Below are 21,097 nucleotides of genomic sequence, written 5' to 3'. Positions count from 1 at the left end.
GATGAGACCGGACGAACGGCAGCAGGCCGAACGCGGCGTCTCCGACGGCCTGTTGCTCGGCCTGATCGTGTTCCTCCTCGGCCTGACGGTCCTGGTCTGGTCGGCAACAGGCCTCGCGAGCCTGCTCTCCCACAGCGCCTGGCCGCAGGGGGTCACGTTCACCCGTACCCCCGAGGCACTGCGCCACCTGATCACGGAGCCACGCGACGTTCCGGGCGCCTGGCCTCGGACACCGGCGGGCCAGCTCTCGGGCTGGGGGCTGTTCTGGGGCCTGTTCATCGGCCAGCTGATGATCCTGTCCGTCCTGACGGTGTTCGTGGTGGGCACCCTGGCCCGCTGGAAGGCAGTACGGGCGGCAAGAAAGGCGTCCCACGGCCAACCTCGCCACGAGGTCCCGGTACAACGCACGGAACCCCCGCCCCAGGCGGAGAGAACTCCGGAAACACCATCGCCGGAACCCCCGAAAACCCAGTCACCGGAACCCGCGAAGGACCTTCCGCCGGCGCCTACGACGGTGTTTTCGACGGCACCCATGGCAACGGACAGCAAACGGGTGGGTGGGTGGGAAACAATCTTTTTCGGCACCACGGACACCCGCACCCACCCAGCGACCCAAGCCATCCAGAGCGCAGAGGGCCCCGCCCTCATCCTCACCTCCAACCCCACCCTCTGGCAGGAGACGAAGGACGCCCGGGCCAAACTCGGCCCCGTTCTCCTCTACGACCCCACCCACCTCTGCGACACCCCGGCCCGCCTCCACTGGCCCCCCACCACAGGCTGCGAGGACAGATCCACCGCGGCGGCGAGAGCAATCGCCCTCCTCACCCCGGTCCGTCCCACGGCAAAGATCGACCAGACAACGACCGAAACCGCCGAGACACTTCTCCGCAGCTACCTCCACGCGGCTGCCATAGACGCCCGCACGGTCCGCCACGTACACCGCTGGTCCCAGGGCACCAACGTCCAGGAAGCCGTACGCATCCTCCGTACCAACCCCAAGGCAGCCCCCGGCGCCGCCGGCGAACTCGAAGCCGCCCTCACCGCGCACCCCGAACGCCGGGACATCGCCCAGGAGTTGACGAGCCGAGCCCTCGCCGCGCTCTCGACGGTGAACATCCGCGAGGCGTGCACGGCGAACCGAAGTGATGCCCTCGTCCTGGATTCCTTCATCGCCGAAGGGGGCACGCTCTATGTGGTCGGTGAACCTATCGAGGACCCCAGAACGAACCCGGGCGCGATGCCCCTCCTGACGGCACTGACCGCAAGCGTGGTCGAGCGCGGCCGGCGCATGGCCGAACGGTCATCCTCCGGTCGCCTCGACCCACCACTCACACTCGTCCTGGACGACGTCGCGGCGGTCGCCCCGCTTCCCCAGCTCCCGGAGCTCCTCACCACCGGAGCGAACCGGGGTATGCCAACCCTGGCCCTGCTCCGGTCAAGAGAACAACTCCGGGCAAGATGGCCGCACCACGACCTACGGGTGTGATTCCCGCTCCACCACGAACTCGAACTCCACCTCGGCTTCTGCCCCGGAGTCATCGGAGCCCCCGCCCAACGGCACAACGACTCCACTGGCCACGAACCCCACGCGCCGATAGAACCGCTGCGCACGCGCGTTGTCCTGATGCACGATCAGCCGGACCCGCTCAACGCCCGCGGCCCTCCACGCCCACTCCAGTGCGGCGTCGAAGAGTACGTCGGTCAGCCCGCACCCCCGATGCTCGGGCAGCATGAACACCCCGACAATGTGCCCCTGCCTCTGCTCGACAACGGCCCCCGTCCAGTCAGTCGTCCCAGGCTCCTCGACAAGCACCACGAGCCCGCCGACCCACTCGCCGTCGGGCCCTTCAGCAATGATCTGCTGAGCGCCGGTCGCCCCTTCGGCACCCCCCTGCACCCGCTCCTGCCAGAAGGAATCGGGCCGGCCCACGGCCTGCTCGTACGTCTCCAGGAAGGCGAGATGCGCGACAGGATCCCGCAGGGCGGCCAACCGAAGCTCCTTGGCGGCACGCCACTCGTCCGCCCGCACGGACCTGACCACAAAACTGCTCATGGAGATCACGGTAGTACCCCTGCGGAAAACCGGAAAACAAAAAAGCCCCGCACTCGAAAGTGCGGGGCTTTTCGCAATATTTGTTCGGCGGTGTCCTACTCTCCCACAGGGTCCCCCCTGCAGTACCATCGGCGCTGTGAGGCTTAGCTTCCGGGTTCGGAATGTAACCGGGCGTTTCCCTCACGCTATGACCACCGAAACACGGTGAAACACATGTCAACCGCACCACACCCGGTGGCCCCGGGCATGGGGTTGTTCGTGGTTTCAGAACCAACACAGTGGACGCGAGCAACTGAGGACAAGCCCTCGGCCTATTAGTACCAGTCACCTCCACCCGTTACCGGGCTTCCAGATCTGGCCTATCAACCCAGTCGTCTACTGGGAGCCTTACCCCATCTAGTGGGTGGGAACACTCATCTCGAAGCAGGCTTCCCGCTTAGATGCTTTCAGCGGTTATCCCTCCCGAACGTAGCCAACCAGCCATGCCCTTGGCAGGACAACTGGCACACCAGAGGTTCGTCCGTCCCGGTCCTCTCGTACTAGGGACAGCCCTTCTCAATGTTCCTGCGCGCGCAGCGGATAGGGACCGAACTGTCTCACGACGTTCTAAACCCAGCTCGCGTACCGCTTTAATGGGCGAACAGCCCAACCCTTGGGACCGACTCCAGCCCCAGGATGCGACGAGCCGACATCGAGGTGCCAAACCATCCCGTCGATATGGACTCTTGGGGAAGATCAGCCTGTTATCCCCGGGGTACCTTTTATCCGTTGAGCGACGGCGCTTCCACAAGCCACCGCCGGATCACTAGTCCCGACTTTCGTCCCTGCTCGACCCGTCGGTCTCACAGTCAAGCTCCCTTGTGCACTTACACTCAACACCTGATTGCCAACCAGGCTGAGGGAACCTTTGGGCGCCTCCGTTACTCTTTAGGAGGCAACCGCCCCAGTTAAACTACCCATCAGACACTGTCCCTGATCCGGATCACGGACCCAGGTTAGACATCCAGCACGACCAGACTGGTATTTCAACGACGACTCCACAAACACTGGCGTGCCCGCTTCAAAGTCTCCCAGCTATCCTACACAAGCCGAACCGAACACCAATATCAAACTATAGTAAAGGTCCCGGGGTCTTTCCGTCCTGCTGCGCGAAACGAGCATCTTTACTCGTAGTGCAATTTCACCGGGCCTATGGTTGAGACAGTCGAGAAGTCGTTACGCCATTCGTGCAGGTCGGAACTTACCCGACAAGGAATTTCGCTACCTTAGGATGGTTATAGTTACCACCGCCGTTTACTGGCGCTTAAGTTCTCAGCTTCGCCACACCGAAATGTGACTAACCGGTCCCCTTAACGTTCCAGCACCGGGCAGGCGTCAGTCCGTATACATCGCCTTACGGCTTCGCACGGACCTGTGTTTTTAGTAAACAGTCGCTTCTCGCTGGTCTCTGCGGCCACCCCCAGCTCGGAGAGCAAGTCTCCTCACCAGTGATGGCCCCCTTCTCCCGAAGTTACGGGGGCATTTTGCCGAGTTCCTTAACCATAGTTCACCCGAACGCCTCGGTATTCTCTACCTGACCACCTGAGTCGGTTTAGGGTACGGGCCGCCATGAAACTCGCTAGAGGCTTTTCTCGACAGCATAGGATCATCCACTTCACCACAATCGGCTCGGCATCAGGTCTCAGCCCTAATGTGTGACGGATTTACCTATCACACGGCCTACACCCTTACCCCGGGACAACCACCGCCCGGGATGGACTACCTTCCTGCGTCACCCCATCACTCACCTACTGCAGGTCTGGTCCGTCGGCTCCACCACTCCCCCTTGCCCGAAGGCTCCGGGGCGGCTTCACGGACTTAGCATCGCCTGGTTCAATGTTTGACGCTTCACAGCGGGTACCGGAATATCAACCGGTTATCCATCGACTACGCCTGTCGGCCTCGCCTTAGGTCCCGACTTACCCTGGGCAGATCAGCTTGACCCAGGAACCCTTAGTCAATCGGCGCACACGTTTCCCACGTGTGTATCGCTACTCATGCCTGCATTCTCACTCGTGAACCGTCCACCACTAGCTTCCGCTGCAGCTTCACCCGGCACACGACGCTCCCCTACCCATCCCAGCAGGCGTTGGCCCTATTGCTGGAATGACACGACTTCGGCGGTACGCTTGAGCCCCGCTACATTGTCGGCGCGGAATCACTAGACCAGTGAGCTATTACGCACTCTTTCAAGGGTGGCTGCTTCTAAGCCAACCTCCTGGTTGTCTGTGCGACTCCACATCCTTTCCCACTTAGCGTACGCTTAGGGGCCTTAGTCGATGCTCTGGGCTGTTTCCCTCTCGACCATGGAGCTTATCCCCCACAGTCTCACTGCCGTGCTCTCACTTACCGGCATTCGGAGTTTGGCTAAGGTCAGTAACCCGGTAGGGCCCATCGCCTATCCAGTGCTCTACCTCCGGCAAGAAACACACGACGCTGCACCTAAATGCATTTCGGGGAGAACCAGCTATCACGGAGTTTGATTGGCCTTTCACCCCTAACCACAGGTCATCCCCCAGGTTTTCAACCCTGGTGGGTTCGGTCCTCCACGAAGTCTTACCTCCGCTTCAACCTGCCCATGGCTAGATCACTCCGCTTCGGGTCTTGAGCGCGCTACTAAACCGCCCTATTCGGACTCGCTTTCGCTACGGCTTCCCCACACGGGTTAACCTCGCAACACACCGCAAACTCGCAGGCTCATTCTTCAAAAGGCACGCAGTCACGACGTTGCATGCAAGCATGCAACGCGACGCTCCCACGGCTTGTAGGCACACGGTTTCAGGTACTATTTCACTCCGCTCCCGCGGTACTTTTCACCATTCCCTCACGGTACTATCCGCTATCGGTCACCAGGGAATATTTAGGCTTAACGGGTGGTCCCGCCAGATTCACACGGGATTTCTCGGGCCCCGTGCTACTTGGGTGTCTCTCAAACGAGCCGTTGATGTTTCGACTACGGGGGTCTTACCCTCTACGCCGGACCTTTCGCATGTCCTTCGCCTACACCAACGGTTTCTGACTCGTCTCACGGCCGGCAGACCATGAAAGAGAGATCCCACAACCCCGTATACGCAACCCCTGCCGGGTCTCACACGCATACGGTTTGGCCTCATCCGGTTTCGCTCGCCACTACTCCCGGAATCACGGTTGTTTTCTCTTCCTGCGGGTACTGAGATGTTTCACTTCCCCGCGTTCCCTCCACACACCCTATGTGTTCAGATGTGGGTGACAGCCCATGACGACTGCCGGGTTTCCCCATTCGGAAACCCCCGGATCAAAGCCTGGTTGACGACTCCCCGGGGACTATCGTGGCCTCCCACGTCCTTCATCGGTTCCTGGTGCCAAGGCATCCACCGTGCGCCCTTAAAAACTTGGCCACAGATGCTCGCGTCCACTGTGCAGTTCTCAAACAACGACCAACCACCCACCACCCCACCCATCACAGGCGAGTTCACTGGGGCCGGCACTGAAGGCGGCTTCACAGCCGTACCCTCAGACACCCAACAGCGTGCCCGACCATGTCCCGCCCGGAGATCATGCTTTCCACGCCCTCTTGCGAGAGCAGTACTTACAAGCCTCCGACCCGTGAACCCGGCCGAATAATCAACGTTCCACCCATGAGCAACCACCGTCGAACGTATGCCGACGTAATGGCCCTGGACCACCAAGCGAGCTTGGCGGCCTAGATGCTCCTTAGAAAGGAGGTGATCCAGCCGCACCTTCCGGTACGGCTACCTTGTTACGACTTCGTCCCAATCGCCAGTCCCACCTTCGACAGCTCCCTCCCCGTGAGGGGTTGGGCCACCGGCTTCGGGTGTTACCGACTTTCGTGACGTGACGGGCGGTGTGTACAAGGCCCGGGAACGTATTCACCGCAGCAATGCTGATCTGCGATTACTAGCAACTCCGACTTCATGGGGTCGAGTTGCAGACCCCAATCCGAACTGAGACCGGCTTTTTGAGATTCGCTCCGCCTCACGGCATCGCAGCTCATTGTACCGGCCATTGTAGCACGTGTGCAGCCCAAGACATAAGGGGCATGATGACTTGACGTCGTCCCCACCTTCCTCCGAGTTGACCCCGGCAGTCTCCTGTGAGTCCCCATCACCCCGAAGGGCATGCTGGCAACACAGAACAAGGGTTGCGCTCGTTGCGGGACTTAACCCAACATCTCACGACACGAGCTGACGACAGCCATGCACCACCTGTACACCGACCACAAGGGGGGCACCATCTCTGATGCTTTCCGGCGTATGTCAAGCCTTGGTAAGGTTCTTCGCGTTGCGTCGAATTAAGCCACATGCTCCGCTGCTTGTGCGGGCCCCCGTCAATTCCTTTGAGTTTTAGCCTTGCGGCCGTACTCCCCAGGCGGGGAACTTAATGCGTTAGCTGCGGCACCGACGACGTGGAATGTCGCCAACACCTAGTTCCCACCGTTTACGGCGTGGACTACCAGGGTATCTAATCCTGTTCGCTCCCCACGCTTTCGCTCCTCAGCGTCAGTAATGGCCCAGAGATCCGCCTTCGCCACCGGTGTTCCTCCTGATATCTGCGCATTTCACCGCTACACCAGGAATTCCGATCTCCCCTACCACACTCTAGTCTGCCCGTATCGAATGCAGACCCGGGGTTAAGCCCCGGGCTTTCACATCCGACGCGACAGACCGCCTACGAGCTCTTTACGCCCAATAATTCCGGACAACGCTTGCGCCCTACGTATTACCGCGGCTGCTGGCACGTAGTTAGCCGGCGCTTCTTCTGCAGGTACCGTCACTTTCGCTTCTTCCCTGCTGAAAGAGGTTTACAACCCGAAGGCCGTCATCCCTCACGCGGCGTCGCTGCATCAGGCTTTCGCCCATTGTGCAATATTCCCCACTGCTGCCTCCCGTAGGAGTCTGGGCCGTGTCTCAGTCCCAGTGTGGCCGGTCGCCCTCTCAGGCCGGCTACCCGTCGTCGCCTTGGTGAGCCACTACCTCACCAACAAGCTGATAGGCCGCGGGCTCATCCTTCACCGCCGGAGCTTTTAACCCCCACAGATGCCTGCAGGAGTATTATCCGGTATTAGACCCCGTTTCCAGGGCTTGTCCCAGAGTGAAGGGCAGATTGCCCACGTGTTACTCACCCGTTCGCCACTAATCCACCCCGAAAGGCTTCATCGTTCGACTTGCATGTGTTAAGCACGCCGCCAGCGTTCGTCCTGAGCCAGGATCAAACTCTCCGTGAATGTCAACCCGTAATCGGGTCACACCACGAGAGCGGAACAGTCAAGCGGAATAAGCCCGACCGTTCACAGCGTCCTCGCTGTGTTTACTACTTCAAAGGAACCTCGCCCTCCCGAACGGGAGAGACGGGGTATCAACAAACTTGGCGTTGATTTTTGGCACGCTGTTGAGTTCTCAAGGAACGGACGCTTCCTTCGTACTCACCCTCTCGGGCTTTCCTCCGGGCAGTTTCCCTTCGGTCTTGCGTTTCCGACTCTACCAGACCGTTTCCGTATCCGATTTCCTCGGCGCTTTCCAGGATCCCGCTTTCACGTTTCCCTTTCCGGCGACTCCGACTCTATCAGATCCTTTCGGGCCTGATTCCCAGTCAGCGGGGCTTGTCTTCCCGGCTGTTGGGCCGTTCCGACGTTTCAAACCCTAGCGGATCCCCTCGGCGATTCCCAATCGGGCCGCTGAGCTCCATCGAGTCCATTCGAATTGAATTCGGGCACACCGAAATCAACCCGGCTGGGAGATCGTGCTGATGGTTTGGGTTGCCGCTGCTGCGGCGGAGGTGCCACCGCAGAACCGTTACGGCCCCGTGGCAACCCGGAGAACATTACGGATCGGGCAGGGGGATGTCAAGCACCCCTGCCTGCCCCTGTCAAGATCTTTAGTCGAGGTCGCTGAGTCGCCCGCCGGCGTCCGGCTGGGCGTGCTCCACGCGGCGCAGGAGACGGGTGAGAACGTCGCCGAGCCTGCCGCGTTCGTCCTGGGAGAGGTCCTGGAGAAGGTCCTCCTCGAAGACGGTGGCCAGGCGCATGGCCTCCAGCCACTTCTCGCGGCCCTCGTCCGTCAGCTCCACGATCACGCGGACCCGGTTGGACTCGTCGCGCTCCCTGGTGACCAGCCCCTCCGTCACCATCCGGTCGATCCGGTGCGTCATCGCGGCCGGCGTCAGACCCAGCCGCTTCGCCAGGTCGCTCGGGCCCATGCGGTACGGGGCGCCGGAGAGCACGAGCGCCTTGAGGACCTCCCACTCGGCGTTACTTATGCCGAGCGTGGCGGTCTGGCGGCCGTACGCCACGTTCATGCGGCGGTTCAGTCGGCCCAGGGCCGTGACGATCTTCTCGACCTGGGGGTCCAGGTCCCTGAACTCGCGCTGGTAGGCGGCGATCTGCTCATCGAGCGTCGGCTCGCCGACGGCGGGGGTGTCACCCATGTGTGCAGTGTCCCATGCGTGCGCTTGGTGTCGAAGTCCTTCGAGGTGTACTGTTCAGGTCTTAACTTTAGCTTCGAAGTCTTCAGACCTAACCCCTTCGGTAGGCGTACGACTTCACGATCAGGGCAGGTGAAAGTGACCAGGGCGATGGGCGCAGCGATGCGCCGGATCCATGTGGGCAACGCACTCAGCGCGTTCGGGCTCGGCTTCACCGTCCCTTATCTGTACGTCTATGTGGCGCAGGTACGGGGACTGGGAGCCATGACGGCGGGTCTCGTACTCGCCGTCTTCGCTGTGGCGGCACTGATCGTGCTGCCGTTCGCCGGGCGGGCGATCGTCCGGCGCGGCCCGCTGCCGGTGCTGCTCGTCGCCTTGGTCACCGCCGCTGTCGGTGCGCTGAGCCTCGGGCTCGCCGCCAACGCGACCGCCGTACTGCTCGCCGCTGCGGCGCTGGGGGCCGGACAGGCCGTGATGCAGCCGGCGCTCGCGACGATGATCGTGGACTTCTCGTCGGCGGAGACTCGGTCGCGGGCCTTCGCCACCCAGTTCTTTCTGCAGAACCTCGGGCTCGGCGTCGGCGGGCTCATCGGCGGGCATCTCGTGGACACGACCCGGGTCGGCTCCTTCACCCTGCTGTTCGCCATCGAGGCGGCGATGTTCCTGCTGCTGGCCGTGATCATGAGGACCGTGCGGATGCCTCGTTCGCCGAGGATCGACGGTGCTCCGGCTCAGGCCAAGGGCAGCTGGAAGCAGTTGCTCGGGAATCGGGCGATGGTGCAGCTGTGTGTGCTGGGGTTTGTTCTTTTCTTCGCCTGTTATGGGCAGTTCGAGTCGGGGCTGAGTGCGTACGGGGTCGAGGCGGCCGGGATCTCGACGTCCGCGCTCGGTTCGGCGCTGGCGGCCAACACCGCGGTGATCGTGGTGGCGCAGTTCGCGGTGCTCCGGTTCGTCGAGCGACAGAAGCGGTCCCGGGTGATCGCGGCCGTGGGGATTCTGTGGGCCGTCGCGTGGGGCGTGGCCGGGTACGCGGGGCTCGGGCACGGCAGCCAGGCCATGGCGACCGCCGCGTTCGTGTCGACGTACGCGCTGTTCGGGCTCGGGGAGGCGATGCTGTCGCCGACCGTCGCGCCGCTGGTGGCCGATCTGGCGCCGGACGGGATGGCGGGCCAGTACAACTCGGCGTTCGCCCTGGTGAAGCAGCTCGCGCTGGCTGTCGGTCCGGCGGTGGGCGGGCCCCTGGGGGCTTCGCTGCACGGGCCGTACATCGTGATGTTCCTGCTGTTCTCGCTGGGGATCAGCGTCCTTGCCGTACGGCTGGGACGGCAGCTGACCCCCGTACAGAATCAGCCGTCTCTGGCGCGGCGGAGTCGGGTCGTCGCGCAGGGTGGGGCGTCGGTGGAGTCCGCGGTGGCTAGCGCTTAGGGGCGCGGGTGGCTGTGGCCAGGGTCGAGGTGAAGGGGAGGGTCGCCGAGCCGTCGGGGGCCGTGTACGGGGTCAGGGCTTCGCGGACTGTCGCCGCTGCCGCGGTGAAGCCGGCCCGGCCGCCCGCCTCCTCGATCGACTGGCCCCAGGGGACGGCCGCGAGGTGGCCGGTGACGAAGTCCGCGAGGTCCGGGAAGGCGATCGCGAAGGTGACCTCGCGGGTTGTGATGTCGTGGAAGCCGGCGGTGGTCAGGGCGGCTGTGAGGCGGTCGGCGGGGCAGGAGAGGGAGGCGTCGAAACGTGCCTTCCCCTCGGGGATGTCCTCTTCGGTGAGCACCTTGAGGTGGGCCGCCATGTACGGGTTGCGGTCTGCAGGTGGGGTCCAGGCCGTGGCTGTGAATCGACCGCCCGGACGGGTGACTCTGGCCGCTTCGGTGAGTGCGGCGGTCAGGTCGGGGAAGAACTGGACGCCCTGTTGGCACAGGACCGCGTCGAACGAGTCGTCCGGGTAGGGGAGTTTGTCGGCCGGGGCCTGGGTGAACTCGATGTCCGGGTACATCCGGGGCGCGTGGCGGGCGGCGGTCCTGAGCATGGCCTCCAGGAAGTCGGCGGCGGCCACGTGGCCCGTGGGACCGACCTGGGCGGCGGCCGCGCGGGCCACGAAGCCCGTTCCGCACGCCAGGTCGAGGACCTGGGCGCCCGGGAAGAGGTCGGTGGCCTCGACGACCGCGGTGACGAACGGGGCCATTATCGGGGCGCTGTAGCGCTCGTAGTGCTCTGTGGCGTCGTGTGTGGCGTTGTCTTTGAGGGGGAACCCTGTGGGATCTGCCGAATCTGCCATGCAGGAGCTACTAGCAGGCGGCGGACGGTTCGCCTAGGGGACGCGCGCGTCCTTGACCCCCGGCAGCACGAACTCGCACCACACCGCCTTGCCGCCGCCGGGTGTCCGGCGGGCGCCCCAGCTCGTGGCGACCGTCGCGACGATGGCGATGCCCCGGCCCGATTCGTCACCGGGTTCCGCGGTGCGGCGCAGGGGGAGGTGGTCGTCGCCGTCCGTCACCTCGACGATCAGGCGGCGGTCGGTGCGGCGCAGGCGCAGGCGCATCGGGGGTGTGCCGTGCTGGAGGGAGTTCGCGACCAGTTCGCTGGCCGCCAGGACGCCCACGTCGTGCAGTTCGGTGGGGAAGCGCCAGCTCGTCAGGACGCCGGAGGCGAACGCACGCGCGCGTGGGGCCGCTTCGATGCCGCCCAGGAGTTCCAGGGCCGCGTTGCGGAACAGGTCGCTGTCCGGGCCCGTGCGGGCCGGGTGCTGGAGAACCAGGACCGCCACGTCGTCGTCGTGGTCGGCCGTGACGCCCGCCGAGCGGACCAGACGGTCGCAGACGACCTGGGGGCTGCCCGTCGCGCCGGAGAGGGCGCGCTCCAGGGCGGCGATGCCCTCGTCGAGGTCCTCGTTGCGGCGTTCCACCAGGCCGTCGGTGTAGAGCACCGCCGTGGAGCCCGGGGTGAGCGCGATCGAGCCCGAGGCGTGCATCCAGTCGCCCGTGCCGAGGGGCGGGCCCGTGGGTTCGTCGGCGCGCTGGACGACCCCGCTCTCGTCGCGGACGAGGATCGGGAGGTGACCCGCGGAGGCGTACACCAGCTTGCCCTCGTTCGGGTCGTGGACGGCGTACACACAGGTGGCGATCTGGTTGGCGTCGATCTCCATGGCCAGGCCGTCGAGGAGCTGGAGCACCTCGTGCGGGGGGAGGTCCAGGCGGGCGTACGCGCGGACCGCCGTACGGAGCTGGCCCATGACCGCTGCCGCGCGCACTCCCCGTCCCATGACGTCGCCGATGACGAGGGCTGTGCGGCCGCCGCCCAGGGTGATGACGTCGTACCAGTCGCCGCCCACCGCCGCTTCCGTGCCGCCTGGATGGTAGGTGGCGGCGACCCGGAGGTCGTCCGGTTCCTCCAGCTCCTGGGGGAGGAGGGAGCGCTGGAGGGTGACCGCGGTCTCGCGCTGGCTGCGTTCGCTGGCGCGCAGGCGTTCGGCGGCCTCGGCGTGGTCGGTGACGTCGGCGGCGAAGATCAGGACGCCGCCACTCCCTTCGGGAGTGGCCGTGGCCTCGACCGGGGTGCACGTGATCGTGTACGAGCGTCCGCTGTGCGCCTTGCGGGACTTGAGCGTGCGGGGCTTGGAGCTGCGCCGGACCTGGTCCAGGAGGGGCAGCAGGCCCAGTTCGTCGAGCTCGGGGGCCGCGTCCCGGGCGGGGGCGCCCTCCGCGCGTACGCCGAACGCCGCCGTGTAGGCGTCGTTGGCGTAGGCGATGCGGTGGTCCGGGCCGTGGACGATGGCGACCAGGGCCGGGATGCGGTCCAGGACCTCGCGGGTGGGCAGGTCGTCGACCGCGGGGAGGCAGGGAGCCCCGTCGGCGAGCTGCTCGGCGCGGGCGGCGGGTACGGCGCCGGATCCGGCGCCCTCGCTGCCGAGTCGGTCCGGAGTGATCGTGTGATCGGTCCGCGCTGCGGCGCGGCGCTGCGTTCCGGGAAGTCGGGCGCTCCAGCGCGTGAAGTTCACGAATCCTTGCCTCGTGTTTGTCGGCACAGGCCGGCACCGGGTCGGCCGGAGGTACGGGGGGCGTTCCCCGGGAGATGCAGCACTTACGGAAAGCCTCGTGGGTAGAGAAGGTAGCTGGGGAAGGGATGTGCGGCGAGGGCGTGGAGACAGTCTGGCAGGGTGGCCGACCAGGCCGACATCCTTCAGACGCCGGCCGTGTCGGTGGAGTTCCTGGATGTGGTCAGGACGACCCCTTCGGGTCCTGATTCCGGTTCTGAGGAGGCTTCCCACCGGCCGCGAGTTCGAACTCCGCGCGGGGATGTTCGAGTGAACCGAGCGAGACGATCTCCCGCTTGAAGAGTCCCGACAGAACCCACTCGGCGAGCACCCGGGCCTTGCGGTTGAAGGTGGGCACCCGGCTCAGGTGGTAGACGCGGTGCATGAACCAGGCGGGGTAGCCCTTCAGCTTGCGCCCGTAGACATGGGCGACGCCCTTGTGGAGTCCCAGGGAGGCTACTGAACCGACGTACTTGTGGGAGTACGTTTCGAGTGGTTCGCCCCGCAGGGAGCGGGCGATGTTGGCGCCGAGGACCTTGGCCTGGCGGACCGCGTGCTGGGCGTTGGGGGCGGTCTCCTTGCCGGGTTCCGCGGCCGTGACGTCGGGCACGGCGGCGGCGTCTCCCGCTGCCCACGCGTGCGTGGTGCCCTCGATGCGCAGCTCTGCGGTGCATTTGAGGCGCCCGCGCTCGTTCAGCGGGAGGTCGGTGGCCGCGAGCAGGGGGTGCGGTTTGACGCCGGCGGTCCAGACGACCGTGCGGGTGGGGAAGCGGGCGCCGTCGCTGAGGACGGCGATCCGGTCGGCGCAGGAGTCGAGGCGGGTCTCCAGGCGTACGTCGATGTTGCGGCGGCGCAGCTGCGTGACCGTGTACTTGCCCATCTCCTCGCCGACCTCGGGCAGGATGCGGCCCGAGGCCTCGACGAGGATCCACTTCATGTCCTCGGCCTTGACGTTGTGGTAGTACCGCGCGGCGTAGCGGGCCATGTCCTCCAGCTCGCCGAGCGCCTCGACGCCGGCGTAGCCGCCGCCCACGAAGACGAAGGTCAGGGCCGCGTCGCGGATCGCGGGGTCGCGGGTGGAGGAGGCGATGTCCATCTGTTCGATGACGTGGTTGCGCAGGCCGATGGCCTCCTCGACCGTCTTGAAGCCGATGGCGTGTTCGGCGAGGCCGGGGATCGGCAGGGTGCGCGATACGGAGCCGGGGGCGAGGACGAGTTCGTCGTACGTCAGTTGCTGGGCGCCCGTTCCCTCTTCCGCGGAGGCGAGGGTGGTGACGGTGGCCGTGCGTTTGGCGTGGTCGATGGCCGTGACCTCGCCGACGACGATCCTGCACCGGTCGAGGACCCGGCGCAGCGGTACGACGACATGGCGGGGCGAGATGGAGCCCGCGGCCGCCTCCGGGAGGAACGGTTGATAGGTCATGTACGGGTCCGGAGTGACGACGGTGATGTCGGCCTGGCCCCGTTTCAGCTCCTGCTGGAGCTTCCGCTGGAGGCTCAGGGCCGTGTACATACCGACGTAGCCGCCGCCGACAACGAGAATGCGCGCACGTTCCTTCACCATCCCATGACGCACCCAGCGCTCGCGTTTGTCCACAGGCCCGGCAATTTGTGTGACCTTCGGCCAGTGGGCAGCAACGTTGCCCGAATCGTCGGCTTGCAGGGCACAACCGCAGGTCAGCTGGTGTGAGCCGGATGGCAGGAGGGGGCGCAACCGGGACGTAAGCGGCGCGTACTCCGATCGGGCGGCACCCCGTGCGGAACGCGCCCCTTCTGAATTGACCCTCGCTCAACTATGTTCGTAGGTCGACGGGGTGTAGGGGGATGCGCTCTTTCGGGTCCGCTCCGCGACGGGTGGACCCGTTGTTCAGTGCTTGTTCCGCACGCTCCGGCTGCCAATGGCGGGGAGTCTCCGGGGGGAGACGTCATTACCGGGGGAACATTATGCACATTCAGGATTCTCGTTGGTCATCCGCGTCCGCCATCGCACCAGGCGGACCGGTCAGCGCGGCGGCGGGCAACGGACGCGGTGACACATCGCGTACGGCGCCGCTGCGTGTGGACGCACAGCGCAATCTGGAGCACGTACTGCGCGCGGCACGTGAGGTCTTCGGCGAGCTGGGATACGGCGCGCCGATGGAGGACGTGGCACGGCGCGCTCGGGTGGGTGTCGGCACGGTGTACCGGCGCTTCCCGAGCAAGGACGTCCTGGTCCGGCGGATAGCCGAGGAGGAGACCTCCCGGCTGACCGATCAGGCACGTGCGGCACTCGGGCAGGAGGACGAGCCGTGGTCGGCGCTGTCGCGCTTCCTGCGGACGTCGGTGGCCTCGGGCGCCGGACGGCTGCTGCCGCCGCACATACTGCGGGTCGGTGTCGCGGACGACGACGCTTCCGATGGTTCCGGTGGTTCCGGTGACCTCGGCCTGGACGAGGCGCGGGTGCCGCAGCAGCGGACCCAGCCGGCCGGTGCCGGTCTCGGTCCCGGTGAGCTGCGACTGGTGTCCGACGACTCCGCGGCGATGGCGCCGGCGGACGACGCGGGCGCGGTGGCGCTGCTCGACGTGGTGGGCCGGCTCGTGGAGCGGGCGCGGGAGGCGGGCGCGCTGCGGCCGGACGTGTCGGTGTCGGACGTACTGCTGGTGATCGCGACGGCGGCGCCCTCGCTGCCGGACGCCGCGCAGCAGGCGGCGGCCTCTTCACGGCTGCTGGACATCCTGCTGGAGGGGTTGCGGTCGCGGCCCCTGTGAGCGGACGAACCGGAATATTCCGGACGGAACGGCCAACTCCCGCGCGGGGAAAGCCGGTTGAGCATTCCCCGTTCGGGTGAACGCTAGTACCTCGGTGCGGAAAGTCCCCACGGACGAGTGGTTGGTCCGTTCCAGGTGTCCTGAACAAAAGCCAATATGGCACTCTGACCCGGTGTTCGGGACTCGATGTGCAGGCAGCTGTGCAGGCGGCGGGGGCTTTCCGCGATGAGCTTTGACGGGCGGGACGAGTCACTCGGTGACGGCGACCCGGAGGCCGGTGGCGGTCTGACCTCGCCGCAGGTGCCGAACCAGGGCGGGCCCGGGGGCGTTCAGTACCTGGGCGGTTCGGTGGACGGCGCGGAGTACCCGGAGTACCTCGACGACCCGGTGGAGGGCAGTGTCCCGCCGCAGCGCGGGGGCAGCCTGCTGCCGCCCCGCGCGGACAGTGTGCTGCCGCCGCCCATCGAGCTGCCGCCCTCCGACACCGACCTGATCGGGCGGATGCGTTCGGGCGACGACACCGCGTACGAGGAGCTGTACCGGCGCCACGCCGCCGCCGTACGCCGGTACGCGCGCACCTGCTGCCGCGACGGCCACACCGCCGAGGACCTCACCGCCGAGGTCTTCGCCCGCATGCTCCAGGCGGTGCGCGGCGGCTCCGGCCCCGAGTACGCCGTACGCGCCTATCTGCTCACCACCGTCCGCCGGGTCGCCGCGAACTGGACGACGTCGGCGAGACGTGAGCAACTGGTCGACGACTTCGCGGTGTTCGCGGCGCAGGCCGCGCGCGGCTCGGAGATGTCCACCATGTCCATGGGGTCTGCCGACACCGACACCCTGGACCTCGGCGCCGATGTGCGCGCGATGCACGAGGCCGAGCAGTCCATGGCCATGCAGGCGTTCCGGTCGCTGCCCGAGCGGTGGCAGGCGGTGCTGTGGCACACCGAGGTCGAGGACGAGTCGCCGAGCGAGGTCGCCACCCTCTTCGGGCTCGACGCCAACGGCACGCGCGTGCTCGCCAGCCGGGCCCGCGAAGGGCTCAAGCAGGCCTATCTCCAGGCCCATGTCAGCGCCACCCTCACCACCGACGAGGAGTGCTCCCGCTACGCCGACCGGCTCGGCGCCTACGCCCGCGGCGGGCTGCGCACCCGGGCGGAACGGGGGCTGCGCAAGCACCTGGAGGAGTGCGCCAAGTGCCGACTGGCCGCGGGCCAGATCAAGGAGGTCGCGAGCGGCATCCCCGCCGTCGTACCGATCGCGGTCATCGGCTGGTTCGGCGCCGCCGGGTACGCCAAGGTGGCCGCGCTGGTCGCCGGGGGCGCCGGAGCGGGTGCGGTCGGCGTCGGTGGTGCGGCGGCCGCGGCGAGCGGCTCGTCGTCCGGCGGGGCCGGGGGCGGCGCGGCGGCCGCGGAAGGGCTGGGCGCGCCGTTGAAGGCGGGGATCGCGGCGGGGGTCGTCGCCGTCGGAATCGCGGCGGTGGTGTTCGCGCTGGCCGGCGACGAGGTCCCGAAGAAGCCGGTGGCACAACCGGCCCCCTCCGCGCCGGTGGTCCGGCCGGCGGCGCCGACCCCGACCCCGACACCGCCCGAGCAGGAACCCGAGCCGGTCCCTCCGGCCGTGGTCCCGGCCCTGGCACCCACCCCGACACCCAGTCCCAGTCCCACCCCGACTCCGGCTCCGTCCCCGACACCCACCCCGAGCCCTACCCCCACCCCGAGCCCTACCCCCACCCCGACACCCAGTCCCACGCCGACCCCTGCCCCGACTCCCACGCCGACGCCGACTCCTCCTCCCCCGCCGCCGCCCGCCCCGGCCGACTACCAGTGGAACGAGCTGGAGTACGGCATCACCGGCGACGGCACCAAGCCCGAGATGCGGCTCGGCGAGAGCAGTTGGGTGTGGCAGCGGTGGGGCGTGTCGATCGGGGACAAGCAGTACGAGCACGGGGTGACCGTCCACGGGGAGTCCTCGGTCACCATCGATCTCAACCGCGACTGCGCCTCGTACGACGCCCTGGTCGGTGTCGACGACATGACGCTGGGCCTCGGCCAGGTCCGCTTCTCGGTGTTCGCCGACGGGCAGCGCATGTGGCGGTCCGAGCTGATCCAGGGCGGCCAGGAGGCCGTACCCGTCCATGTCGACCTCACCGGGCGCAAAACGATCCGCCTGGTCGTGGAACCGCACTCGGCGTTCGACTCGGTGGCACTCGCGGACTGGGCGGAGTCAAGGTTCAGGTGCCGGTGACCACACCCCTGTCACCGGTCACCAGGGTGTGGGCGAGTTCGTCGAGCAGGTCGAGTACGTCGTCGGCGGTGAGCTCCGATCCCGTCGTACGTTCGGACTCGTACCGTGCCGCGCCCAGGGCCCTGCGGGCCGCGGCCTCCGTCTCCTCGGCCCGTACGCGGTCCGGCATCGGGCGGGGGTGGTCGCCCCGCCAGCTGTCGGAGGCGGCGAGCAGACGGGCCGCGTGGGTCAGGTCGCCGAGGTCGGCCAGCAGTCTCGCCGTACTGTCGGCGAGCGCCGCCGTGATCACCTCGGCGCAGCGCTGGGCCACGGCCGCGCGCAGGGTGGCGGTCAGCTTCACCACTCCCGCCCCGGGCCCGTGTTCCTCGGCCGTGATCAGGGCGTCCATGGCGTTCAGCCCCGCCATGAACTGTGGCGGCGGTGTGCCGTGCGTGATCTCCGCGCGGGACTGGTCGCACAGCGCACGCGCGAGGGCGACCTCCTCCTCGTCCAGCGCGATCTGCGCCCGCAGCAGCAGGACGAACGCCCGGGAGTCGGCCACCCCGTGACGATCGGCCGCCGCGCCCGCCTCGTCCAGGGCGGTCAGCGCGCCGGCGCGGTCGCCCTCCCGGTAGGCGATCTCGGCGAGCCTCGCGATGAGAAACGGTGCTTCGGCATGGGCACCCACCTCATGGGCGAGCCGCAGCGCCTCCGCGTACTCCCGCCCGGCCTCCTCGAAGCCGCCGCGCGACATGGCGGCCTCCCCGGCCGCGCTGCACACCTGGGCCCGCACCCAGCGGTCGCCGACGCGTCGGCTGAGCACACGCAGTTCCGCGAGGTCGTCGTCGACTCGCGGGCCACGCAGACCGCCCGCCGAGTCGACGACCAGATGCGTACGGAACATCAGGGTCACGGCGACCTCCCAGTCGCCGCCGTGGACACGGCAGTTGGCGATCACGGAGTCCAGGGCGGCTGCCGCGTTCATCGCGGGGTGGTTCGCCGTGTCACCGGGGTCGCCGAGGTCACGGGGGTCATCGAGTACGTCAGAGCCGTCGACGCCCAGCCGGTCGGAGAGAAAGGTGAACGGCCAGGCGATGCCCGGCAGCCGGGCCGCTTCCGGGCCGCCGCGCTCGAAATGAGCGCGGACCTCGGCGAGTTGACGGTGCCAGAGCTCGTCATGGGGAACGGTGGCCGGGTCGGCGTCGACGGTCAGGAAGATGTGGAGCATGCGGAGGTTCATGCGCCGCGCGTGCAACCTCGCCCATCCGTCCGGCCCTGTCCCTGTCCCTGTTTCTGTCCCTGTTTCTGTCCCTGTTTCTGTTTCTGTCCCGGTCGGTCGAATCGGCCCTGTGCTCAGGTCCAGGACCCGCGCCAGCCATTCCGCGCTCTCCCGGCGGTAGTTGCGCAGCCACCAGAACCAGCCCATCGCGAGGACCAGGGCGGTGGCCTCCTCCTCGTCGCCCTCCTTGATGGTGCGGTCGAGGGCCGCCCGGATGTTGTCCAGCTCCGTCTCCAGGCGGGCGATCCACGGGAGTTGCTCGGCGGAGCGGAGCAACGGTTCGGCCTTCACCACCAGCGCCCGCACCCAGGCGCGGTGCCGTAGCTCGACGGCGGCACGCTGCTCCGGGACCTCCGCGGCGCGCTCGGTGGCGTACTCGTGGATGGTCTCCAGCATGCGGTACCGCATACCGGGTGGACCGGCCGCACCGGTGCCGATCACGTCGTCCGCGCCGCGTTCGTGCGGGGTCGCGACGATCAGGGACTTGTCGACGAGCGCCCCTAGGAGATCGGCCACCGGGCCGGTGCACACCGCCTCCGCGGCGGTGAGGTCCCAGCCGCCCGCGAACACGGAGACCTCGCGCAGCACCGTCCGCTCCCGCTCGTCGAGCAGGTCCCAGGACCAGTCGACGACTGCGCGCAGGGTCTGCTGGCGGGGCAGCGCCGTGCGGTTTCCGGAGGTGAGGAGACGGAAACGGTCGTCGAGGCGGTCGGCGATCTGACGAGGGGTGAGCAACCGGAGGCGGGCCGCGGCCAGTTCGATGGCGAGAGGCAGTCCGTCGAGCCGGCGACAGATCTCCTCCACCGCCTCGGTGTCGCGGAGGGCGGTGGCCGCATCGGGGCGTACGGCTGCCGCGCGCTCCTCGAAGAGGCGGCGGGCCCAGTCGGGGAGGAGGGGCTCGACCGGGCGGACCGCCTCGCCGGGGACGCCCAGGGGTTCACGACTGGTGGCGAGGATGGTGAGCCCGGGGCAGTGCGTGAGCAGGGTTTCGGCGAGTTCGGCCGCCGCGTCGATGACGTGTTCGCAGTTGTCGAGGAGCAGGAGTTGGCTGCGCGGGGCGCAGTACTCGATGAGCAGGGCGAGCGGGTCGTCCTGCGACGCGGTGAGCTCGGTGGTCCTGAGCACGGTCTCGCGCAGACCGAGCGCGCTGACCACCGCGTCGGGCACCGCCTCCGGCCGGTCGAGCGGGGCGAGCTCGACGAGCCATGCCTGGGGGAGGCCGGCGGCGGCCTCCTCGGCGAGACGGGTCTTTCCGGAACCGCCCGGTCCGATGAGGGTGACGAGACGGGTCCTGTGCACATCCGAACGGATGGCTTCGATCTCGGGTTCCCGGCCGACGAAGGAGGTCAGTCGGGGGCGGAGGTTGCCGTTGTCGTGGCTGTTGCTGTGGGGCTGTGGTGGGTGCAGCGGTTGTCGTGGCTGTGCCAGCAACTCCTTGTGCAAGGTGCGCAGTTCCGGGCCCGGGTCCGTGCCCAGGCCCTCCGCCAGGGTTCGGCGGGCCGTCTCGTACGCGGCCAGGGCGTCCGCGCTGCGGCCCGTGTCGCGCAGGGCGCGGATGAGGAGGGCGTGCAGCGGCTCGTCGTACGGGTGGGCCTCCGTCAGCTCCTGCAGCTCCGGTACGGCGTCGTGGGCGCGGCCGAGTCGCAGGTCCGCCTCCACGCGCGCGCGTGTCGCCTCGCGGCGCAGGGATTCCGGGCGGGTCGCGGCGGTGCGGTCGGGGAGGTCGGCCAGGGCGGGACCGCGCCACAGGGCGAGGGCTTCGGCGAGGGTGCGGGCGGCGGTCGTGGGGTCGCCGTGGTCCAGGGCCGCCTTGCCCCGTCGTACGAGGCGTTCGAAGAGGTGGAGGTCGATGTGGTCCTGGGGTGCCGTCAGGCGGTAGCCGCCGGGGTCCGAGGTGATGGTGTCCTTGCCCAGGGTGCGGCGCAGGCGGCCGATGAGGGCCTGGAGGGCCGCGTGGGCGTCCTTGGGCGGGGTGTCCGTCCAGACCTCGGCGATCAGGGTTTCGGGGGTGGTGGTGCGGTTGGGGCGTAGGGCGAGGGCGGTGAGGAGGGCGCGGAGGCGGGGGCCGCCGATGGGTATGGGGGTGCCGTGGTCGTCCTCGGCCTGGGTGACGCCCAGGATTCTGTACCGCACCGGGCTATTCTCGCCCCCGCCGCCCCTACCCGTCCCTCCCCCAGAGGGGGGACCCCCACTGGGGGCTGCGCCCCCGGACCCCCGCTGTCGGCCTGAACGGCCTCGTCCTCAAACGCCGGACGGGCTGAAATGCCCGGCCGTGGACGGGCGGAGTGGTGGGAAAAGAAGGCCCCGTGAAGCC

General features: G+C 67.5%; 10 protein-coding genes and 3 rRNA genes. 4 read left to right on the top strand and 9 right to left on the bottom strand.

All coding sequences use genetic code 11. The annotated features are described in order from the left end of the window. Nucleotide 1 precedes the first annotated feature (1 nt). On the top strand, nucleotides 2-1,486 hold the full coding sequence (locus OHN74_RS23160) for a type IV secretory system conjugative DNA transfer family protein (RefSeq protein WP_327696459.1): 1,485 nt from the start codon (nucleotides 2-4) through the stop codon (nucleotides 1,484-1,486). Here the strand turns inward: OHN74_RS23160 and OHN74_RS23155 are convergent. The 5 genes from OHN74_RS23155 to OHN74_RS23135 all read right to left on the bottom strand — a co-directional run bounded on the left by OHN74_RS23155 (nucleotide 1,475) and on the right by OHN74_RS23135 (nucleotide 8,515). Beyond that, nucleotides 1,475-2,053 carry a GNAT family N-acetyltransferase gene (locus tag OHN74_RS23155; RefSeq protein ID WP_327696458.1) on the bottom strand — a complete coding sequence of 193 codons (579 nt, stop codon included), beginning with the start codon at nucleotides 2,051-2,053 and terminating at the stop codon, nucleotides 1,475-1,477. The genes OHN74_RS23160 and OHN74_RS23155 overlap by 12 nt on opposite strands. Before the next feature lie 82 nt (nucleotides 2,054-2,135). Beyond that, nucleotides 2,136-2,252, bottom strand: a 5S ribosomal RNA gene (gene rrf / locus OHN74_RS23150). Between the two features lie 95 nt (nucleotides 2,253-2,347). Beyond that, nucleotides 2,348-5,469: ribosomal RNA gene (locus tag OHN74_RS23145) — 23S ribosomal RNA — on the bottom strand. Nucleotides 5,470-5,789: 320 nt separating this feature from the next. After that, a 16S ribosomal RNA gene (locus tag OHN74_RS23140) occupies nucleotides 5,790-7,316 on the bottom strand. Together the 16S, 23S and 5S rRNA genes form the textbook arrangement of a ribosomal RNA operon. Before the next feature lie 650 nt (nucleotides 7,317-7,966). Continuing rightward, nucleotides 7,967-8,515, bottom strand: coding sequence for a MarR family winged helix-turn-helix transcriptional regulator (locus tag OHN74_RS23135; protein ID WP_327696457.1), 549 nt, complete (start codon nucleotides 8,513-8,515; stop codon nucleotides 7,967-7,969). A gap of 147 nt (nucleotides 8,516-8,662) precedes the next feature. Between OHN74_RS23135 and OHN74_RS23130 the strand changes: the two genes are divergently transcribed. Beyond that, nucleotides 8,663-9,937 carry an MFS transporter gene (locus tag OHN74_RS23130; protein WP_327700239.1) on the top strand — a complete coding sequence of 425 codons (1,275 nt, stop codon included), beginning with the start codon at nucleotides 8,663-8,665 and terminating at the stop codon, nucleotides 9,935-9,937. On the opposite strand, the gene OHN74_RS23125 is transcribed toward OHN74_RS23130, so the two are convergent. The 3 genes from OHN74_RS23125 to OHN74_RS23115 form a co-directional block, all read right to left on the bottom strand. Next, entirely contained in the window at nucleotides 9,927-10,778 is an 852-nt protein-coding gene (locus OHN74_RS23125) for a class I SAM-dependent methyltransferase (RefSeq protein WP_327696456.1), read from the bottom strand. The two genes, OHN74_RS23130 and OHN74_RS23125, sit on opposite strands and share 11 nt — an antisense overlap. Nucleotides 10,779-10,811: 33 nt before the next feature. Continuing rightward, nucleotides 10,812-12,497, bottom strand: a complete 1,686-nt coding sequence (locus tag OHN74_RS23120) for an ATP-binding SpoIIE family protein phosphatase (protein WP_327696455.1) — start codon at nucleotides 12,495-12,497, stop codon at nucleotides 10,812-10,814. A 220-nt stretch (nucleotides 12,498-12,717) separates the two neighbouring features. After that, nucleotides 12,718-14,097, bottom strand: coding sequence for an NAD(P)/FAD-dependent oxidoreductase (locus OHN74_RS23115; protein ID WP_327696454.1), 1,380 nt, complete (start codon nucleotides 14,095-14,097; stop codon nucleotides 12,718-12,720). 380 nt (nucleotides 14,098-14,477) lie between these two features. Between OHN74_RS23115 and OHN74_RS23110 the strand changes: the two genes are divergently transcribed. Both OHN74_RS23110 and OHN74_RS23105 read left to right on the top strand, forming a co-directional pair. Beyond that, complete coding sequence (locus OHN74_RS23110) at nucleotides 14,478-15,281, top strand: TetR/AcrR family transcriptional regulator (RefSeq protein WP_327696453.1); 804 nt, start codon at nucleotides 14,478-14,480, stop codon at nucleotides 15,279-15,281. Nucleotides 15,282-15,506: 225 nt separating this feature from the next. After that, complete coding sequence (locus OHN74_RS23105) at nucleotides 15,507-17,525, top strand: sigma-70 family RNA polymerase sigma factor (RefSeq protein ID WP_327696452.1); 2,019 nt, start codon at nucleotides 15,507-15,509, stop codon at nucleotides 17,523-17,525. On the opposite strand, the gene OHN74_RS23100 is transcribed toward OHN74_RS23105, so the two are convergent. Continuing rightward, nucleotides 17,512-20,916, bottom strand: a complete 3,405-nt coding sequence (locus OHN74_RS23100) for a BTAD domain-containing putative transcriptional regulator (protein ID WP_327696451.1) — start codon at nucleotides 20,914-20,916, stop codon at nucleotides 17,512-17,514. The two genes, OHN74_RS23105 and OHN74_RS23100, sit on opposite strands and share 14 nt — an antisense overlap. Nucleotides 20,917-21,097 lie beyond the last annotated feature (181 nt).

The sequence above is a fragment of the Streptomyces sp. NBC_00459 genome (assembly GCF_036013955.1).
In the GTDB taxonomy this organism is placed as follows: Bacteria; Actinomycetota; Actinomycetes; order Streptomycetales; family Streptomycetaceae; genus Streptomyces.
Note: the sequence above shows the minus strand (reverse complement) of the source record. Positions and strands in the feature narration are given on the sequence as shown.

Coding starts and splice junctions, on each gene's coding strand:
- OHN74_RS23125 (WP_327696456.1), bottom strand. CDS start 10,778: ATGGCAGATTCGGCAGATCCCACAGGGTTCCCCCTCAAAGACAACGCC.
- OHN74_RS23160 (WP_327696459.1), top strand. CDS start 2: ATGAGACCGGACGAACGGCAGCAGGCCGAACGCGGCGTCTCCGACGGC.
- OHN74_RS23115 (WP_327696454.1), bottom strand. CDS start 14,097: ATGGTGAAGGAACGTGCGCGCATTCTCGTTGTCGGCGGCGGCTACGTC.
- OHN74_RS23155 (WP_327696458.1), bottom strand. CDS start 2,053: ATGAGCAGTTTTGTGGTCAGGTCCGTGCGGGCGGACGAGTGGCGTGCC.
- OHN74_RS23105 (WP_327696452.1), top strand. CDS start 15,507: ATGAGCTTTGACGGGCGGGACGAGTCACTCGGTGACGGCGACCCGGAG.
- OHN74_RS23135 (WP_327696457.1), bottom strand. CDS start 8,515: ATGGGTGACACCCCCGCCGTCGGCGAGCCGACGCTCGATGAGCAGATC.
- OHN74_RS23110 (WP_327696453.1), top strand. CDS start 14,478: ATGCACATTCAGGATTCTCGTTGGTCATCCGCGTCCGCCATCGCACCA.
- OHN74_RS23130 (WP_327700239.1), top strand. CDS start 8,663: ATGGGCGCAGCGATGCGCCGGATCCATGTGGGCAACGCACTCAGCGCG.